This window comes from Bradyrhizobium centrosematis (genome assembly GCF_045571495.1).
GTDB lineage: Bacteria > Pseudomonadota > Alphaproteobacteria > Rhizobiales > Xanthobacteraceae > Bradyrhizobium > Bradyrhizobium centrosematis.
In genome coordinates, this window is the sequence record NZ_CP120703.1 from 5546659 (window position 1) to 5563880 (window position 17222).

The following is a 17222-nucleotide window of genomic DNA, read 5'->3' on the forward strand; positions in this document are numbered from 1 at the left end:
GCCATTGCCGCCCAAGCGCATAGATTGGGTTTTGCATTGCGTTTTGGCGCCGGATGCGCCAAGCGACGACGAGAGCCCGTTTGCTGTGAGGCCGACCTGATGAGCACGCTTCTCCTGTCCCACAAGGCCTGCCTCGACCATGTCACGCCGCCGGGACACCCTGAAAGGCCGGATCGCCTGCGTGCGGTGGAGGAAGCGCTGTCGCATGAGCGCTTCCAGTTCCTGGTGCGCGACCAGGCGCCGGAGGGCAATCTCGATCTCGTCACGCTCTGCCACAACGAGCACTACGTCACCGAGCTGCGCCACATCGCGCCCACCAGCGGGCAGGTCTATGTCGACGGCGATACGTCGATGTCGCCGGGCACTTGGGAAGCGGTGATGCGGGGCGTCGGCGGCGCGGTCGCGGCGACCGAGGCGGTGATGGCGGGCGAGCATCGCAACGCCTTCGTCGCGGTGCGTCCGCCCGGACATCACGCCGAGATCGGCAAGCCGATGGGCTTCTGCTTCTTCGACAACGTTGCGATCGCCGCGCGCCATGCGCAGCGCAAATACGGCATCAAGCGCGCAGCCATCGTCGATTTCGACGTGCATCACGGCAACGGCACGCAGGACATTTTCTGGTCGGACCCGACCGTGATGTACTGCTCGACGCACCAGATGCCGCTGTTTCCAGGCACCGGCGCCAGAAGCGAGCGCGGCGACCACGACACGATCGTCAACGCGCCGCTCGCCTCCGAGGATGGCGGGCCGGAATTCCGCTCCGCGTTCGAGAATTTGATCCTGCCGCAGCTCGAGAAATTCAGTCCCGAGCTTCTCATCATTTCCGCCGGCTTCGACGCACATTATCGCGATCCGCTGGCCTCGCTGAATTTGCGCGCGGAGGACTATGGCTGGGTGACGCGCAAGCTGATGGACCTCGCCGACAAGACCGCCGGCGGGCGTGTTGTCTCGGTGCTCGAGGGCGGCTATGACCTGCAAGGACTGAAAGAATCTGTTACGGCGCATGTCGGCGCCCTGATGGGCGCTTGAGAGCACTCGCCACATTAAGCCCGCAAAACCCGCCTTCACTGTGGGCGAAGCGAATCGGGCAATCGGAACCGGATATGGCCGAAAACACCCAAGTCGACGTCTCCCGCCTCACCTTCGAGCGCGCAATCGAGGAACTCGAATCGATCGTGAAGCGGCTCGAGGACGGCAAGGTGCCGCTCGAGGAATCCGTCACGATCTACGAGCGCGGCGAAGCCTTGAAGCGCCGCTGCGAGGACCTGCTGCGGCAGGCCGAGGCGCGCGTCGACAAGATCACCACCGATGCCAGCGGACAGGCCGCCGGCACGGCGCCGCTCGACGTCCAATAAGCGAAAGCCGAGGCTCTTCCGGTCAGTCTCCTGACGCAGGGCCCGCCCGCGAAACGTCTTTGCAGCGAGCCTTGATGCTGCGTTGCTTTCCTGCCGCATTGTTTTCATGATCGCACGGCGCCATTCCGCGACATTCGGCGGTTCCGCGCCGACGGACCGATCGCCCTTCCGCTCCCGAATCGGCCCGCCCCAGCGCGAAAACGACGTCCTTCAGCGAAAAAAAGCCTGCCAAAACGTAGAATAAGGCAGGAACCCCTGGTCCCGGCCCAAGGTTAACCACTCTGGCCCGCCGGTTGCACCTGCATACCCCTAATCGGTCCGACGGGTTGGCTTTGGCCCAAGCTTTGGTGTAAAGCTGCGCGGAGTGTGGCTTTTTGCAAGCCTTGCGTAGGCACCGATTGCCCATGACAAGCGCTTCAAACTGCTAATGAAATTGGCTTGGGACGGACGAAGCCGATCTAAGTGACAGGGATCACAGAGACTGAACCGGGGCGCACCTAGGCTCACCTAAGCTTGAAGACGGGGCCTTGCCCCTGGCAGGTGGCTCCGACGGTTTAAGGACTCGCGCTGCGCCGATATTGTGCAAACCCATCGCGCGCCGGAATGACCTTCCGGCGCTGACAAATTGGAAATCGCCGTGAACGCATACAGTAAGACGCCGCTCCTCGACACCATCCGGACGCCGGAAGACCTGCGCAAGCTCAAGGTCGAGCAGATTCGCCAGGTGGCCGACGAGCTGCGGCAGGAGACCATCGATGCCGTCTCGGTGACCGGCGGTCACTTCGGCGCGGGCCTCGGCGTGGTCGAGCTCACCACCGCGATCCATTACGTCTTCGACACGCCGCGCGACCGGCTGATCTGGGACGTCGGCCATCAGGCCTATCCGCACAAGATTCTCACTGGACGCCGCGACCGCATCCGCACCCTGCGCACCGGCGGCGGCCTGTCCGGCTTCACCAAGCGCAGCGAGAGCGATTACGATCCGTTCGGCGCGGCGCATTCCTCGACCTCGATCTCCGCCGGCCTCGGCATGGCCGTGGCGCGCGACCTTTCCGGCGGCAAGAACAACGTTATCGCCGTGATCGGTGACGGCGCGATGTCGGCCGGCATGGCCTATGAGGCCATGAACAATGCGGGGGCGATGAACTCGCGCCTGATCGTCATCCTCAACGACAACGACATGTCGATCGCGCCGCCGGTCGGCGCCATGAGCGCCTATCTGTCGCGCCTCTACTCCGGCAAGACCTATCGCACGCTGCGCGATGCGGCCAAGCAGATCAACAAGCGCCTGCCCAAGATCATCGCCAACCGCGCCAACCGCGTCGAGGAATATTCCCGCGGCTTCATGATGGACGGCGGCACGCTGTTCGAGGAGCTCGGCTTCTACTACGTCGGCCCGATCGACGGCCACAATCTCGACCATCTGCTGCCCGTGCTGAAGAACGTCCGCGACATGGAGACCGGCCCGATCCTGGTCCACGTCGTGACGCAGAAGGGCAAGGGCTACGGCCCAGCGGAAGCCTCCGCCGACAAGTACCACGCCGTCGTCAAGTTCGACGTAGCGACCGGCACCCAGGCCAAGGCCAAGCCGAACGCGCCGGCCTACCAGAACGTGTTCGGCCAGAGCCTCGTCAAGGAGGCGCAGAAGGACGACAAGATCGTCGCCATCACCGCGGCGATGCCGTCGGGCACCGGTGTCGACATCTTCAACAAGGCCTTCCCCGACCGCACCTTCGACGTCGGCATCGCCGAGCAGCACGCGGTGACCTTTGCCGCGGGCCTTGCGACCGAAGGCTACAAGCCGTTCTGCGCGATCTACTCGACCTTCCTGCAGCGCGGCTACGATCAGATCGTGCATGACGTCGCGATCCAGAGCCTGCCCGTCCGCTTCGCCATCGACCGCGCCGGCCTGGTCGGCGCCGACGGCGCGACCCATGCCGGCTCGTTCGACAACGCCTATCTCGGCTGCCTGCCCAACATGGTGATCATGGCCGCCGCCGATGAGGCCGAGCTCGTGCACATGGTGGCGACCCAGGTCGCCATCGACGACCGTCCGAGCTCGCTACGCTATCCGCGCGGCGAAGGCCGCGGCGTCGAGATGCCCGAGGTCGGCATTCCGCTCGAGATCGGCAAGGGCCGCATGATCCGCCAGGGCAGCAAGATCGCCCTGCTGTCCTTCGGCACCCGCCTCGCCGAATGCGAGAAGGCCGCCGACGAGCTCGCGGCCCACGGTCTGTCGACCACGATCGCGGACGCGCGCTTCATGAAGCCGCTCGACACCGAGCTGGTGCTCAAGCTCGCCCGCGACCATGAGATCCTGATCACGATCGAGGAAGGCTCGATCGGCGGCTTCGGCTCGCATGTCGCGCAGTTCCTGACCGATCAGGGCGTGCTCGACACCGGCATGGTCAAGTTCCGCTCGATGGTGCTGCCCGACGTGTTCCAGGACCACGACACGCCCGCCGCGATGTACGCCCGCGCCGGTCTCGACGCCAAGGGCATCGTCGCCAAGGTGTTCGAAGCGCTCGGCAAGGACGTGAAGACCGAGACGGTCAAGCTGGCTTGATTGTCGTGCGGGCACTGAACTCCACCTCTCCCGAAGGGAGAGGTCGGATTGCGCCGGCAATCCGGGTGAGGGGTTCAGGTCCCACGAGAGAGCATTACCCCTCACCCGCGCCTTCGGCGCGACCTCTCCCGGTGGGAGAGGTTCTGCACCACCGATGCCGCGGCAACGTGGTGCCACTTCGATCGTGGCTCCCATGAAGATCTATCTGGCAGGCCCCGACGTGTTCCTGCCGGATGCCATCGAGATTGGCCGTCGCAAGGTCGATATCTGCGCTGGCTTCGGCCTGACCGGCCTTTATCCCCTCGACAATGAGATCGATCTCGCCGCGCCCGACGCCTCCCGGCAGATCTTCTGCGGCAACGAGGCGATGATGGATGCGGCCGATGCTATCATTGCGAACCTGACGCCGTTCCGCGGCGCCGGCGCCGATCCTGGTACCGTCTACGAGCTCGGCTACATGGCCGGGCGCCGCAAGCTCTGCCTGGCCTATTCCAACGACGGCGCCGTCTATGCCGACCGCGTCAAGCGCTTCATGAACGTCACGTCGGAGCACGGGCGGCTGGTCGACGCACAGGGACTGACCGTCGAGGATTTCGGCCTCGTCGACAATCTCATGATGATCCACGCGCTGGAGCTGCATGGCTGCCCGCTGGTGACCCCCGCGACGACGCCGATCGATGTCTGGCACGATCTTGCCGCGTTCGAGGCTTGCGTCCGGATGGCGGCCGCGCGATTGATGGCTAAGTAAGCGCCAGCCCCTGTTCTGGAGAGTCGGTTGCCCCCTGCCCGCAAGCGCGCAGATGTATTGCTGGTCGAACGCGGCCTGTTCGAGAGCCGGGCGCGGGCGCGGGCGGCGATCGAGGCCGGCCTCGTCATGGCCGACGACAGGCCGGTTTCAAAACCGTCGGAGACGATCGCCGAGGACGCCGTGATCCAGGCCGAGCCCGCGCACCCCTATGTCTCCCGCGGCGGCGTCAAGCTCGCCGGCGCGCTGGAGCGCTATCCCATCGAGATCGAGGATCATGTCTGCCTCGACGTCGGCGCCTCCACCGGCGGCTTCACCGAGGTTCTGCTGGCGAACGGCGCGAGCCTGGTGTTCGCCATCGATGTCGGCACCAGCCAGTTGCATCCCTCGCTGCGCGATCATCCCAAGATCGTGTCGATGGAGGAGACCGACATCCGCAGTTATGACGGCAAGCGGCTGCCGGCACGGCCCGACGTGGTCGTCATCGACGTCAGCTTCATCTCGTTGAAGTCGGTGCTGCCGGTGGCGCTGTCGCTGGCGGCCGCGCCGATGAGCCTGCTGGCGCTGATCAAGCCGCAATTCGAAGCGGACCGGAAGCACAACAAGAAGGGCATCGTCCGCGACGCCGCCGTACGTCAGGAGATTTGCGACGACATCGCCGCCTTCGCCGCTTCGCTCGGCTGCACCGACATCGAGGTGTTTCCCTCCTCGATCGCGGGCGGTGACGGCAATGTCGAATTCTTCCTGGGCGCGCGCCGTGGTTGAGCGCCTGACCATCGACCATGTCGGCCATCGCGGCGACGGCGTCTCGCTCGCGACGGGCGAAGCGATCTATGTGCCCTACACGCTTGGCGGCGAGACCGTCGAGGTCGACCATGTCGTGGGGCATCATCCCGACCGCCGCAAGCTGCTCGCGGTGGACGTGGCAAGCTCCGAACGGATCGAACCGTTCTGTCCGCATTTCGGCGTCTGCGGCGGCTGCGCGATCCAGCATTGGGCCGCCGAGCCGTATCATGCCTGGAAGCGCGGCATCGTGGTGGAGACGCTGGCGCAGGCCGGCATCGATTGCGAGGTGGCGCCGCTGGTCGACGCCCATGGCGCCGGGCGCCGGCGCGTCACGCTGCACGGCCGGTTCGGCACGCACGACATCCTCAAGGTCGGATTCTCCGCGACGAGCTCGCACGATGTGATCCCGATCCATCGCTGCCCGATCCTCGATCCCGCGCTCGACGGTGCGCTCGATGCCGCCTGGGCGATCGCCGAGCCGCTGACGTCGAAGATGCCGGTGACCAAGCCGCTCGACATCCAGGTGACCGCGACCAGCAACGGCCTCGACGTCGACGTGCGCGGCTCCGGGCCGTTGCCGACGCCGCTGGTCACGGCGCTGTCGCGGATCGCCGAGCAGCACCGGCTGGCACGGCTGACGCGGCATGGCGAGCTGGTGCTGCAACGCTTGCCGCCGACCGTAAAGATGGGCCGCGCCGAGGTAACGCTGCCGCCGGGCTCATTTCTGCAGGCGACCATGGCGGGGGAAGAGACCCTCGCCGCGCTCGTCACTGAACGCATCGGCAAGGCCAAGGAGGTTCTCGATCTCTTCTGCGGCGTCGGCCCGTTTGCGCTACGGCTCGCCGAGAAGGCACGCATCACCGCTTACGACAGCGACGCCGGTGCCATCGCGGCGCTGGCAAAAGCCGCGCGCACACCTGGCCTGAAGCCGATCAGGTGCGAGCCGCGCGACCTGTTCCGCCGCCCGCTGGTGCCGCAGGAGCTCCGCGATGCCGATGCCGTGGTGTTCGATCCGCCGCGCCAGGGCGCGCAGGCGCAGGCGTTGAAGCTCGCGGCAAGCAAGGTGCCCGTCGTGGTCGCGGTGTCCTGCAACGTCGCAACCTTTGCCCGCGATGCGCGGCTCTTGATCGACGGCGGCTACCGGCTGGAGGCGGTGGTGCCGGTCGACCAGTTCCGCCACACACCGCATGTGGAGCTGGTGGCGCGGTTCAGCCGCTGACCCCGGACGCTACTGTTTGAGCATGATCTTTCCGGAAGACCGCTGCACACTTATCCGGATCATGCTCTACGCCGACGGCTCGAATTGCGGCTGCCATCGCAGGAGGTAGGACTGCAGCAAGCGCACCGCGATCGCCAGCAGGATGCCGACGAACATCATGACGAAGATGGCGACCATCATCTCGCTGGCATTGGCCCGCGCCTCGGCTTCGATGATGAGCTTGCCGAGGCCGCGTTCAGCGCCGATGAACTCGCCGACGATGACGCCGATCAGGGCAAAAGAGACGGCCGGCAGCAGCGAAGCGAACACCCAGGCGAGCGCGGACGGTATCACGACGGTGCGCAGCACCGTGAATTCGCTGGCGCCGAGCAGACGGGCGGCGGCGATCTGATCGCGGTCGACCGCCCGCGTTCCCTCGAAAGTGTTGAAGAACACCACGAAGAACACGACGAGCCAGGCGGTCGCGATCTTGGAGAGGTCACCGAGGCCGAAGATCAGGATGACGAGCGGCACCAGCGCAATACGCGGGATCGAGTTGAGCGCCACGATGTAGGGACCGAACACGCGGGCAAGGAAATCCGAGCGGCCGAGAACAAGACCTGCCGCGATTCCGCTGGCCGAGCCGAACAGGAAGCCCCACCAGGTGTTCTTCAAGGTGACGAGCGTCGCAAGCCACAGATTGTTGTCGCTGCCCGTGATGCAGGCGGTAAAGCCGGCCGCGTCAGCGAAACAGCCAAGCCGCAAGAAGCTCTGCCAGATCAGCGACGGCTTGGCGACGAAATAGGGATCGAGGATCTTCGGCACATAGGCCTTCGGCAGCAGCGCCTTGCTCCATTCGAACCCCCACTGCCAGACCACGAGAATGATTGCGAGAATGGCCAGTTGCCAGAACAGGATGACGGCGCGGCTGTTGGACATGGTCAATCGGCCCTGGTGCGGCGGAATTCTTCGCCGAGGGAATGCCAGATGTGGGAATAGAGCCGGCCGAATTCGGCAGTCTCGCGCACACCAACGGGGTCGCGCGGACGCGGAATGGCGACGTCGAAATCTTCCTTCAGACGCCCGGGCCGCGCGGAGAGCAGAATGATGCGGCTCGCCAGTGTCAAGGCTTCGCCGAGATCGTGGGTCACGAACAGCACGGTCTGCCGCTCGCGTTCCCAGATCTCCAACAGCGTCTTGTGCATCTCCAGCTTGGTGTGGGTATCGAGCGCTCCGAACGGCTCGTCCATCAGCAGGATCTCGGGTTCCAGGATCAGCGTGCGCATCAGGGCGACGCGCTGGCGCATGCCGCCGGAGAGCATGCGCGGAAAGCTCTGCGCAAAGCCCGAGAGCCCGGCCTTCTCCACCGCCGCGGCGACGCGCCCGGCGCGCTCGGTCTTCGGCACTGCCGCGATCTCCAGCCCGTAGCCGATGTTCTGCTCCACGGTTCGCCAGGGAAACAGCGTATCTCGCTGGAAGACATAGCCGACCCTGGGGTTCACTCTGCCGGTCTCGACCGTGTCCTGGTCGATCAGGATGCGTCCGCCGGAGCGCGGCAACAGCCCAGCGACCATGTTGAGAATGGTGCTCTTGCCGCAGCCGGATGGACCGAGCAGCGCAACGAACTCGCCCTGCTTGACCTCGAAGGAGACGTCATCCACCGCCACGAATTCGCGGCCGGAGGCGTTGAAGCGCTTGACAAGACCCTGCACGGCGATGCGCGTGGGCGCCGCCGCTGCTCGATCCGGCTCGCCCGCGAGCGCAAGGTTCTGGCCTGGCGCGGCGATCATTTGTATTTCGCCCTTGCTGCCTGGAGGAAGCTCATGTCGACGACATCCTCGTATCTGGTCTCGGGAATATCCGTGCCCTTGCGGTACCAGGGCTTGGCACCGCGTTCGAACGCGGCCTTGTCGATGACGCCATCATAGGCCCAGGTCGACTTGTCGAAGCCGAGCTCGGCGCTGACCGCGTCGGGATCGATCCCGGAGAAATATTTCGGCGTGACCAGCGCCTGCACCTCCGCAAGCGGCGCCGCCTTCACGAAAGCCATGGCGCGATGAATCGCATTGACATAGGCCTGCACCATCGTCTTGTCCTGCTCGACCGTGTCCTGGAGCGTGTAGATCACCAGCACGGGCAGCGTCCCGCCGAAATCCTTCTCGAACACGCCGGGCTTGGACGTGTCGTAGATGGTCCTGCCAAAGCCCTTCTTTTCGACCTCGACGATCCAGCTCGGCGGCGCCATGATGGCATCGAACTGCTTGGTCTGCAGCGAAGGGAACATCGTATTGGGCCCGCCGCCCGCGACCCAGTTCACCTTGCTGCCCAGCCCGCGCGCTTCGAACACATAGGTGCCGAACACCCAGGTGCCGGACCCGATCGCGGTCGCGGCGACGATCGGCTTGGCGCCGTCCGCGCGCTTGTAGTCGGCGAGCTTCTCGACCCAATTGATACCGCTGTCGTAAAGGTCCTGCCGGACCATGATGTTGGCATAGGAGCACACCATCTCGGTCGCGAGCAGGATCTTGCACGGCTTGCCGCGCGCGCCGAGCTGGAGCGGATGGCTCGCATCGCCATGGGCGAACAGGGCCTGCCCTGCCGCCAATGTCTGCCGGCCGAATGTGCCGGCATTGCCGGTGACGAGCTTGGAATCGAGCCCTTCGTCCTTGAAATACCCTTTCAGCTCCGCGATCATGCCGATGGCGTAGACCGGCGATACCGGCCCGAAGGCGAGCGAGACCTGCTTGGCCTCGGCGCGTAACTGCCCCGGCAGCAGCGATGCGCCGGCCCATGCGGAGCCCGCGATCAGCGCCTGTCGCCTGGAAATGCTCATCTGCTCCTCCTCCCTCGGTTCTTGTTCAATCGCGCGGCCCGTCAGGACGGCGCGACCTTGATCGTCCCGGCTTGTCGCAGCTGTTCGATCTCATTCGCCGACATCCCGATCTCGCGCAGGATCTCGCCGCTGTGCTCGCCGATCCCAGGTGGATCGTAGCGGTTGGGCAGCCGCTTTCCGTCCATGGAGATCGGCAACAGCGGTGTCTTGGCCTCGTTACCGTCAGGCAGACGAATGTCGGTCAGCCCGCCGGACTGGTTGAGATGCGGATCATCAAAGAGATCACCGGGCTTGTTGACCGGCGCATAGGGCAGATCGAGCTCTTCGAGGCGCGCAGCGAGATCGGCCTTGTCCCATTGCTTGAAGATCTTCGCGATCTCGGGGATCAGCCAGCTGCGATGATCGACGCGGTCGTTGCTCGTCGCAAAGCGGGGATCAGCCAGCCAGGCTTCGCGATGGAAGGCGCGACAAAACGCGTCCCATTGCTCCTCACCGACGATGGTGACGAACAGCTTCGAGCCGTCTTTGGTGTCGAAGAGATCGTAGACCGGCCACGGACTGTCCTTGATCGAATACGGGATCGACGGCTGGCCGCTCACCACCTCGCACATCATGGCCTGCGCCATCAGAAACACATTGTTCTCGTACAGCGCGCTTTGGATGTGGCGACCCCGTCCGGTCCGCTGCCGCTCGGCGAGCGCTGCCTGGATCGCGATGACGCCGAACATGCCGCCCATGACGTCGTTGACCGAGGCGCCGGCGCGCATGGGCCTATCGGGCAAGCCGGTCATGTAAGCAAGGCCGCCCATCATCTGAACGACCTCGTCGAGCGCGAGGCGGTTCTCGTATGGGCCGGGCAGATAGCCCTTCAGCGAGCAATAGATCAGGCGCGGCGCAAAGGCTGCGACGCTCTCGTAGTCGAGGCCGATCCGCTTCAGGAGGCCAGGGCGGAAATTCTCGATCAGGACGTCGCTGTTCTCGATCAGCCTGCGTGCGACGCCCTGGCCCTCCGCGGTCGACGTATCCAGCGCGATGCTGCGCTTGTTGCGGCTGTAGGTGGCGAAGAAGCCGGCGGCGGGCCCCTTGAAGGTGCGGGTGCGATCGCCCTTGGGCGGCTCGACCTTGATCACATCCGCGCCGAGATCGGCAAGGATCAAGCCGCAGCTCGGCCCCATCACCATCTGGCTGAACTCGATCACACGAAGTCCTGCCAGCGGACGAAGCTCCGATGTCGGCTGAGGCGCTGCCGCCGTCATGCGGCCCTCCGCAGAACCTTGGGGATACCTGCCTCGTGCAGATGGCCCGTCAAATGTTTTGCCGGGATATGGCGGGCGAGAATGTCGCGCGTCTGCATCAGGCGGTCGAGATCGATGCCGGTCGACAATCCCATGCGTTCCAGCATGAAGACGAGATCCTCGGTGACGATGTTGCCGCGCGCACCGGGAGCAAAGGGGCAGCCGCCGAGGCCGGACACCGCGGCGTCGAACCGGCGGATGCCGGCTTCGAGGCCGGCGACGGCGTTGGCGAGGCCGGCACCGAGCGTGTCATGCAGATGCAGCCGCAGCGTCATCTCCGACCCGACCTCACGCCGCACCGCCGCGACGATCCGCCCGATCGATTTCGGCGTCGCATAACCTACGGTATCGGCAAGCCCGATCTCGTCGGCACGGGCTTCGGCAAAGGCGCGAGCCACACGGCATACGGCTGCCTCGCTGACCTCACCTTCCAGCGAGCAGCCGAACGAGGTCGAGATTGCGCCCATCAGCTGCGGCCGCTGGCCCACGGGCCGGGCGTCGATCGCGGCACGGACCGCACGAAATCCTTCGATCTGCTCGGCGACCGTGCGGCGCACATTGGCCTGGTTGTGCGTCTCGCTCGCTGAGATGACGAAATAGACGGCGTTGACGCCCGCGGCGATGGCGCGTTCGGCACCCCTCGGGTTCGGCACCAGCGCGCCGATCGTTGCCGTCTCGTGCGTCAGCGCATGCGCCATCACTGCATCGACGTCGGCGAATTGCGGCACGACTTTTGGCGGTACGAACGATCCGGCATCGATCTCGCGCACGCCGGCGGCAGCGATCGTGTCGATCAACGCGCATTTGGCTTCGGTCGGAACGAAAATGTCCAGGTTCTGGAGACCATCGCGGGGCGCAACCTCGCAGATGTAGACATCGGGCGCGTGCGCCATCGGGCTCTCCCTGGGATCGATTGTATATTGTTGCATAAAAGAACAATCCATGGGACACTCTGTCAAGTCCTAAACTCGTCGTGCAGTGCAATGAGCGCATCAGACAATTCGCGACAACGCAGCGACAAGACCGGTTCCGAGCGCGCCGAACATCTTGCCGGGCTGATCATGGCGCTCGCCCGACGCGACGGCATGAAGGCGGGCGATCGCCTGATCGAGCAAAGGCTTGCCGATGCACTGGATCTTTCACGTGCGCCGATCCGGCTCGGCCTCAAAGCCCTGGAAGCGGCAGGGCTGGCGCGCGGCGAGCCGCATCGCGGCTTTGTGCTGGCGAAGAATCCCACCAGCGGCGCGGCCCAACCCGCGCTCGCGGCAGTCAGGCGCAACGAGCAGGTTTATGCGACGGTCGCAGGCGACGTGCTGGCGGCGCGGCTGCCGGCCGATGTCACCGAGGCCGAGCTGATGCGCCGCTATGGTGTCACTCGGGCCGAGCTGCAGCGGCTGCTCGACCGGATCGCCGCCGAAGGCTGGATCGCACGCTTGCCGGGCTATGGCTGGCGTTTCGCAGAGACGGTCGCAAGTCCCGAAGCGCAAGCGCAAGCCAAGGCGTTTCGCGCGGTGATCGAGCCGGCGGCAATTGCCCAGCCAGGCTTCGCACTGCAGCAGGAGGTGATCGTACGCCTGCGCGAGCGCCAACACCGCATGTTTGAGGGCGAGCTCGAGAAGATGACGATCGGCGAGATCTTTCACTCCGGCTGCGAATTCCACGAAGAGATCATCCGCGGCGCCGGCAATCCCTTCTTTCTCGAAGCGCTGAGGCGCGTGAACTCGATCAGACGCCTGTTCGCCTATCGCAGCTTCGCCGACCGCGACGGCATGCGGCGGCACGTGCGCGAGCATTTGCGCCTGCTCGATGTGCTGGAGACGCGACGCTACGCCGAGGCGGCCGACCTGATGGCCCGGCACCTGCAACGGCCGTTGGTGGCAGGCTTGTCGTGACGGTCGGGCCATCATCACCGGACACGCCAAGCCGCACGGCGGGCGTGACACTCGCCTCTGGGACTGCTGCCTGCCGGTCTTGATTCCGGTCAATCGCGCTGACGTCCGTTGCTGCTAAACGCATCCTGCAGAACGGCATGGAGCGGACGCTGGTGGTTGACCGACGACAGTTCATCGCAACCGCGCTGGGGGTGTCTGCGGCTGCGATCGGCGGCTTCCCCGCCGCGGGAGCAACCATGACCTATAATGAGGCGGTGCGCATGTCGCGAGCTCCGCTGCAGCCCGTGCCGAGAGACCGCGAGCTCGTGCGCTTTGCCACGCTCGCCGCCAACAGCCACAACACCCAGCCGTGGATCTTCTCCGCGCGCGGCAACGAAATCACGATTGCACCGGATTTCGCGCGCCGCTGTCCGGCCGTCGATCCGGACGATCATCACATCTTCGTCAGTCTCGGCTGCGCCGCCGAGAATCTCATTCTCGCTGCGTCCACGCTCGGCTGGCGCGCTGACCCGACCGTCGACGGCGACCGCATCGTGATCGCGCTCGAGGAAGCGCCGCCGGCCGCATTGGCGCTGGCGGCCGCGATTCCGGTCAGGCAATGCACCCGCGCGGCGTACGACGGTAGGCCGGCAGCGCCCGAGACCTTGCGTCGGCTCGAGGACGCCTGTCGCGAGCCCAACGTGGCAGCGATCCTGATCACCGAGCGTGCCGCGATCGCCGCGGTCACCGACTACGTGCTCGAAGGCAACTCGGCGCAAATGCGCGACCAGGCCTTCATGCGTGAACTGGTGAGCTGGATTCGCTTCAACGAGGCGGAAGCGCTCGCGACCTTGGACGGGCTGTTCTCGCCCGCCTCGGGAAACCCTTCCCTGCCGTCATGGCTGGCGCGGCCGCTGCTGAGATTCTTCTTCACCGAGAGCGGCGAGAACAAGAAGTACCGCGAGCAGCTCGCCAGCTCCGCGGGCGTCGTCGTGCTCGCGGCCGATCGCAGCGACAAATCGCACTGGATTGCGGTCGGCCGCGCCTGCCAGCGCTTCGGTCTGCAGGCGACTGCACTCGGACTCAAATATTCCTTCGTCAACCAGCCGGTCGAGGTTGCGGCGCTGCGGCCGCAATTTGCGACCTCACTCGGGCTCGGCGAACGGCGTCCTGATATCGTGATGCGTTTCGGAGCTGGCCCGGACCTGCCGAAATCGCCGCGGCGTCCGCCGGAGCTGGTGATGCGGTCCTAACGTCGTAGACCGCTCAGCGCCGGCGATTCGCCCGGCAGCATGTTCGACCTGATGTCGCTGTCCATGCGGCCGGAGTCCTGCTGGATGAAACCAGCCCCGAACGAGAGGCTGAGATTGGACGTCGGCTTGAACTCCACACCTGCAAATGCACTGTAGCCGGGAGCCGCACCGGGGGTCAGCGGCGCGAGCGAGCTGCCGATACCATTGCCGTATTTCATCGTGTCGAAACCGGCAAAGAAGGTCACGGGCAAGCCGCCCGCGGTCTTGGTGGTATAGCCGAACTGCGTGCTGTCATAAGAGAGCGCGCTGAAATTGCCGGCGAGGCCGGTCTGACCGAGGCCGCTCCAATTGAGGTTGCCGCGCTGGCTTCCAACGAAGAAGCCGCCCGTCAAGCTGCTGCGCCAATCCGCATCGCCCGCGTTGAAGCTCGTGAAGCTGCCGTAAGTATCGGAACTCCGGCCGGTACCACCGCCGAGACCGAAAGGCCCGCCGGGAATCCAATATCTCAGCGGCGCGACCTGCGCATGAACAGGAGTTGCGGTCAGGCAAAGCGCTGCGATCAGAGTTGCAAGAACGCGTGAAGGGACGAGGCTAGACATTCAAGCTACCGTCAGGACTTTTGCCGATTATACTCTGCCGACATGACCAATGCCAGCCAAGCGTCCGCGCCGAAGTCGCGGGGCTCTCCCCGACAACCAAACCTCATGCCTCACGATCCGCTGCTCAGTCACCTGACATCCAGTCTCGCCGAGGTTCCGGGCATTGAAGCGATCGTGCTCGGCGGCTCACGTGCGCGCGGCAGTGCACATCTTACATCGGACTATGACATCGGGCTGTATTGCTCCGAGGCCCGCCCGCTCGATACGGATCTGCTCCAGACCATGGTCAAGGACATCGCCGACGATCCAGGCGCCGCGACCGTGACGAGGCTTGGCGAATGGGGACCGTGGATCGTCGGCGGCGCCTGGCTGTCAATCCAGGGGAAGAAGGTCGACCTGCTATACCGTCGCACTGACGAGGTCGAACGCGTCATGACGGACTGCCGGCACGGGACGGTCCTCATGGCCTACCAGCCCGGCCATCCCCACGGCTTTTGCTCGGCCATCTGGATGGGCGAGATCGCCTATTGTCAGCCTCTGCATGATCCGCAGGGTCTGATCGCGCGGCTGAAATCGATCGCCCTGCCCTATCCCCGCCGGTTACGCGAAGCCCTGATCCAGCGCTTCCAGTGGGAGATCCTGTTTGGCGTCGAGAACGCCGAGCTCGCCATTGCGCGCGGTGACCGCACCCACATCGCCGGATGTCTCTACAGATCACTCAGCTGCATCGCGCAGGTGCTGTTCGCGCTCAACGAACGCTATCTCATCAACGAGAAGGGCGCGTTGCACGAAGCGGCCCGCTTGCCGCTCACGATCCCCCAGCTGGCCGAACGGGCCGACGATGTCTGGCAGATGATCGGCAAAGGCGCCCTCGCAGCCGCCTGTGGCGGCTTGCGCAAGATCGACCGGCAGCTGAAGGTGCTGTGTCAATGAAAGCGCGGAGAACGCGGTGACATCTGCCGATGTAGCGGCGAAGGGCTTTGCGCAGGAGGACGGCGCGTTCAGGCGGTCCTGTCGACCGAGGACGATGAATCGGCCGGCGGGTATTTCGTCACCGGCACCATGAAGGATTTGGTGCCGACCTGGTAGATGACCTTGCCGTTCTGCCCGTCATCGGTTGCGATCTGCGCCTGGCCGAACATGATGACGTTCTTGTAGACGTAGCCGGTGCCCTGGCGGGTGACGCCGTCAGTGGTGACGCTGACCTGGGCTTCCTTGCCATTGACGGACAGCACCTTGAAGCTCGCGCTCTTGCCGTTCGCGCTTGAGTAGCCGCCCCAGCTTCCCATCAGGCGGCTGTCGGAAGCCGGCGGGTCCTGCTTCTCGAGATTGGCGGTCTGCTTGCCGGCCCCCCCGAAGGAGAACAGCATCACCATGTTCTTGCCGTCCTTGGTGCCGACCGTGACTCCGCCAAAGGTGATGAGCGTGCCCTTGACCTCGCCGAAGCCGCGCTCGGTGTGCCCGTTGTGGGTGTACTCGACCTGCGCCCGCGCACCGCGGATGTTCACGACCTTGAAGCCGACGGGCTGGTTGTTGCCCACCCAATTGCCCTTCCAGTCGCCGACCAGAGCACTCTGGTGATACAGCCGCTCATTGGCGGGCGAAATCTGGTTGGTGCTCGAGGTGACGATGGCCATTGGATTGCTCGGTGGACGGGTGCGATGAACCCGCTCTCGTTCGCTCGTCAGCCAGCAATCTCGGGATGCCGGCTGGAAACGAACAGAAACAGTCCGATTAGGGCCATGTGCCGGTTAACGAGCGGTTAAACTCAACCCTCGGGCGAGATGAGGCGAAAGGTCTCAAGCCGAAAGATCTCAAGCCTCGAGGCGTGCCTATCGGCCCCAGCGGTCCGACCAGATCTTTTCACCGATCAGGCAACTGACGCGCGGCTCCTTGTCAGCAACCCGCATCACAGGACGCTCCGGCGTGCGGCCGGCGACCTCCAGCAGCAGCTTGGTGCGGATCGCTTCCTTGAACTTGTCGCGGTCCTTGATCGTGATGACGAAGGAGCCGGGACCGCCAATGACGCAGTCCTCGTAATAGAGATCGAGATTGTCGATATCCATGGTCGAATAGGACGGCTCCTTGACCATGATCGGCAGGCCGTTGATGACGACGCCCTTCTCCAGCGCCGCATCTCGCGCCACCGTGACCGGGCCGCCATTGTTGTTGGGGCCGTCGCCGGAGATGTCGATCACGCGGCGCAGGCCCCGATAGGGATCCTCGTCGAACAGCGGCATCGCGAAGGTGATCGCCCCGGAGATCGAGGTGCGCGAGGCGCGCCGGATCGGCGTCTTCATGATCTCGGAGGCGACCGCATCCGCCGTCTCGGGGCCATCGACCAGCCGCCAGGGAATGATGATCTTCTGGTCGCTCGAGGCGGCCCACTCGAAATAGGTCACCGCGATCCGGCCGTTCGGACCGAGCTTCAGGGCCTGGAGGAACTCCTTGGACTGGATCGCCTGCGCATAGCCCTCGCGCTGGATCGCGAGCTCGTCCATGTCCATGGAATAGGACACGTCGACCGCGAGGACCAGCTCGACGTCGACCGTCTGCGCGTCTCTGTCGGCCGCCAGCCGCTGCGGCTGAGTCTTGGACGGCTCAAATCTTGGTCCTGGTGCCGCGATGCCCGCGACATCCCCTCCGGCAAACATGCCGGCCACCAGCACAGCCCCGATCGAGAACAGCAAGCGCATCGCAGCCTCCCGTCGTATGATGCGA

Annotated in this window: 17 protein-coding genes; 9 read left to right on the forward strand and 8 right to left on the reverse strand. The window is 65.0% G+C overall.

Annotated elements, in window-relative coordinates; genetic code table 11:
* Window positions 1-99: 99 nt before the first annotated feature.
* The 6 genes from P6U31_RS26465 (at window position 100) to P6U31_RS26490 (ending at window position 6671) form a co-directional block, all read left to right on the forward strand.
* Entirely contained in the window at window positions 100-1029 is a 930-nt protein-coding gene (locus P6U31_RS26465; protein WP_407184694.1) for a histone deacetylase family protein, read from the forward strand.
* Window positions 1030-1103: 74 nt separating this feature from the next.
* Entirely contained in the window at window positions 1104-1355 is a 252-nt protein-coding gene (locus P6U31_RS26470; RefSeq protein ID WP_407184695.1) for an exodeoxyribonuclease VII small subunit, read from the forward strand.
* Between the two features lie 637 nt (window positions 1356-1992).
* The gene (dxs, locus tag P6U31_RS26475; protein WP_407184696.1) at window positions 1993-3921 is read left to right on the forward strand and encodes a 1-deoxy-D-xylulose-5-phosphate synthase; all 1929 of its coding nucleotides are present in this window, start codon (window positions 1993-1995) and stop codon (window positions 3919-3921) included.
* Between the two features lie 193 nt (window positions 3922-4114).
* The gene (locus P6U31_RS26480) at window positions 4115-4669 is read left to right on the forward strand and encodes a nucleoside 2-deoxyribosyltransferase (RefSeq protein ID WP_407184697.1); all 555 of its coding nucleotides are present in this window, start codon (window positions 4115-4117) and stop codon (window positions 4667-4669) included.
* A gap of 27 nt (window positions 4670-4696) precedes the next feature.
* Window positions 4697-5431 carry a TlyA family RNA methyltransferase gene (locus tag P6U31_RS26485; RefSeq protein WP_407184698.1) on the forward strand — a complete coding sequence of 245 codons (735 nt, stop codon included), beginning with the start codon at window positions 4697-4699 and terminating at the stop codon, window positions 5429-5431.
* Window positions 5424-6671, forward strand: a complete 1248-nt coding sequence (locus P6U31_RS26490; protein ID WP_407189950.1) for a class I SAM-dependent RNA methyltransferase — start codon at window positions 5424-5426, stop codon at window positions 6669-6671. Before P6U31_RS26485 ends, P6U31_RS26490 begins: the two co-directional genes overlap by 8 nt.
* A 66-nt stretch (window positions 6672-6737) precedes the next feature.
* Here P6U31_RS26490 and P6U31_RS26495 read toward each other — a convergent pair whose 3' ends face one another.
* From P6U31_RS26495 to P6U31_RS26515, 5 genes are read right to left on the reverse strand one after another with little or no spacing between them, the layout of a single operon-like run.
* Window positions 6738-7589 (reverse strand): ABC transporter permease, encoded by an 852-nt coding sequence (locus P6U31_RS26495; RefSeq protein ID WP_407184699.1) that lies wholly within the window; start codon window positions 7587-7589, stop codon window positions 6738-6740.
* Window positions 7590-7591: 2 nt separating this feature from the next.
* Window positions 7592-8440, reverse strand: coding sequence for an ABC transporter ATP-binding protein (locus tag P6U31_RS26500; protein WP_407184700.1), 849 nt, complete (start codon window positions 8438-8440; stop codon window positions 7592-7594).
* A complete protein-coding gene (locus P6U31_RS26505) occupies window positions 8437-9483 on the reverse strand; it encodes an ABC transporter substrate-binding protein (protein WP_407184701.1) in 1047 nt (348 codons plus the stop codon). The genes P6U31_RS26500 and P6U31_RS26505 overlap by 4 nt, the downstream gene beginning before the upstream one ends.
* Window positions 9484-9524: 41 nt before the next feature.
* Window positions 9525-10739, reverse strand: a complete 1215-nt coding sequence (locus P6U31_RS26510) for a CaiB/BaiF CoA transferase family protein (RefSeq protein WP_407184702.1) — start codon at window positions 10737-10739, stop codon at window positions 9525-9527.
* Complete coding sequence (locus P6U31_RS26515) at window positions 10736-11671, reverse strand: hydroxymethylglutaryl-CoA lyase (RefSeq protein ID WP_407184703.1); 936 nt, start codon at window positions 11669-11671, stop codon at window positions 10736-10738. Before P6U31_RS26515 ends, P6U31_RS26510 begins: the two co-directional genes overlap by 4 nt.
* Here P6U31_RS26515 and P6U31_RS26520 point away from each other — a divergent pair.
* Both P6U31_RS26520 and P6U31_RS26525 read left to right on the forward strand, forming a co-directional pair.
* A complete protein-coding gene (locus tag P6U31_RS26520; protein WP_407184704.1) occupies window positions 11663-12670 on the forward strand; it encodes an FCD domain-containing protein in 1008 nt (335 codons plus the stop codon). The two genes, P6U31_RS26515 and P6U31_RS26520, sit on opposite strands and share 9 nt — an antisense overlap.
* A 137-nt stretch (window positions 12671-12807) precedes the next feature.
* Entirely contained in the window at window positions 12808-13902 is a 1095-nt protein-coding gene (locus tag P6U31_RS26525) for an Acg family FMN-binding oxidoreductase (RefSeq protein ID WP_407184705.1), read from the forward strand.
* On the opposite strand, the gene P6U31_RS26530 is transcribed toward P6U31_RS26525, so the two are convergent.
* Entirely contained in the window at window positions 13899-14501 is a 603-nt protein-coding gene (locus P6U31_RS26530; RefSeq protein WP_407184706.1) for a hypothetical protein, read from the reverse strand. The genes P6U31_RS26525 and P6U31_RS26530 overlap by 4 nt on opposite strands.
* 105 nt (window positions 14502-14606) lie before the next feature.
* Between P6U31_RS26530 and P6U31_RS26535 the strand changes: the two genes are divergently transcribed.
* A complete protein-coding gene (locus P6U31_RS26535) occupies window positions 14607-15434 on the forward strand; it encodes a DNA polymerase subunit beta (protein WP_407184707.1) in 828 nt (275 codons plus the stop codon).
* A gap of 68 nt (window positions 15435-15502) precedes the next feature.
* Here the strand turns inward: P6U31_RS26535 and P6U31_RS26540 are convergent, their stop codons facing one another.
* Window positions 15503-16138, reverse strand: a complete 636-nt coding sequence (locus tag P6U31_RS26540) for a hypothetical protein (RefSeq protein ID WP_407184708.1) — start codon at window positions 16136-16138, stop codon at window positions 15503-15505.
* Window positions 16139-16333: 195 nt separating this feature from the next.
* On the reverse strand, window positions 16334-17197 hold the full coding sequence (locus P6U31_RS26545) for a DUF1194 domain-containing protein (protein WP_407184709.1): 864 nt from the start codon (window positions 17195-17197) through the stop codon (window positions 16334-16336).
* Window positions 17198-17222 lie beyond the last annotated feature (25 nt).

What these genes read in the sequence shown, in the direction of transcription:
- P6U31_RS26465 (WP_407184694.1), top strand. Translation starts at nt 100, where the DNA reads ATGAGCACGCTTCTCCTGTCCCACAAGGCCTGCCTCGACCATGTCACG.
- P6U31_RS26470 (WP_407184695.1), top strand. Translation starts at nt 1,104, where the DNA reads ATGGCCGAAAACACCCAAGTCGACGTCTCCCGCCTCACCTTCGAGCGC.
- P6U31_RS26480 (WP_407184697.1), top strand. Translation starts at nt 4,115, where the DNA reads ATGAAGATCTATCTGGCAGGCCCCGACGTGTTCCTGCCGGATGCCATC.
- P6U31_RS26495 (WP_407184699.1), bottom strand. Translation starts at nt 7,589, where the DNA reads ATGTCCAACAGCCGCGCCGTCATCCTGTTCTGGCAACTGGCCATTCTC.
- P6U31_RS26500 (WP_407184700.1), bottom strand. Translation starts at nt 8,440, where the DNA reads ATGATCGCCGCGCCAGGCCAGAACCTTGCGCTCGCGGGCGAGCCGGAT.
- P6U31_RS26505 (WP_407184701.1), bottom strand. Translation starts at nt 9,483, where the DNA reads ATGAGCATTTCCAGGCGACAGGCGCTGATCGCGGGCTCCGCATGGGCC.
- P6U31_RS26510 (WP_407184702.1), bottom strand. Translation starts at nt 10,739, where the DNA reads ATGACGGCGGCAGCGCCTCAGCCGACATCGGAGCTTCGTCCGCTGGCA.
- P6U31_RS26515 (WP_407184703.1), bottom strand. Translation starts at nt 11,671, where the DNA reads ATGGCGCACGCGCCCGATGTCTACATCTGCGAGGTTGCGCCCCGCGAT.
- P6U31_RS26525 (WP_407184705.1), top strand. Translation starts at nt 12,808, where the DNA reads ATGGAGCGGACGCTGGTGGTTGACCGACGACAGTTCATCGCAACCGCG.
- P6U31_RS26530 (WP_407184706.1), bottom strand. Translation starts at nt 14,501, where the DNA reads ATGTCTAGCCTCGTCCCTTCACGCGTTCTTGCAACTCTGATCGCAGCG.
- P6U31_RS26535 (WP_407184707.1), top strand. Translation starts at nt 14,607, where the DNA reads ATGCCTCACGATCCGCTGCTCAGTCACCTGACATCCAGTCTCGCCGAG.
- P6U31_RS26540 (WP_407184708.1), bottom strand. Translation starts at nt 16,138, where the DNA reads ATGGCCATCGTCACCTCGAGCACCAACCAGATTTCGCCCGCCAATGAG.
- P6U31_RS26545 (WP_407184709.1), bottom strand. Translation starts at nt 17,197, where the DNA reads ATGCGCTTGCTGTTCTCGATCGGGGCTGTGCTGGTGGCCGGCATGTTT.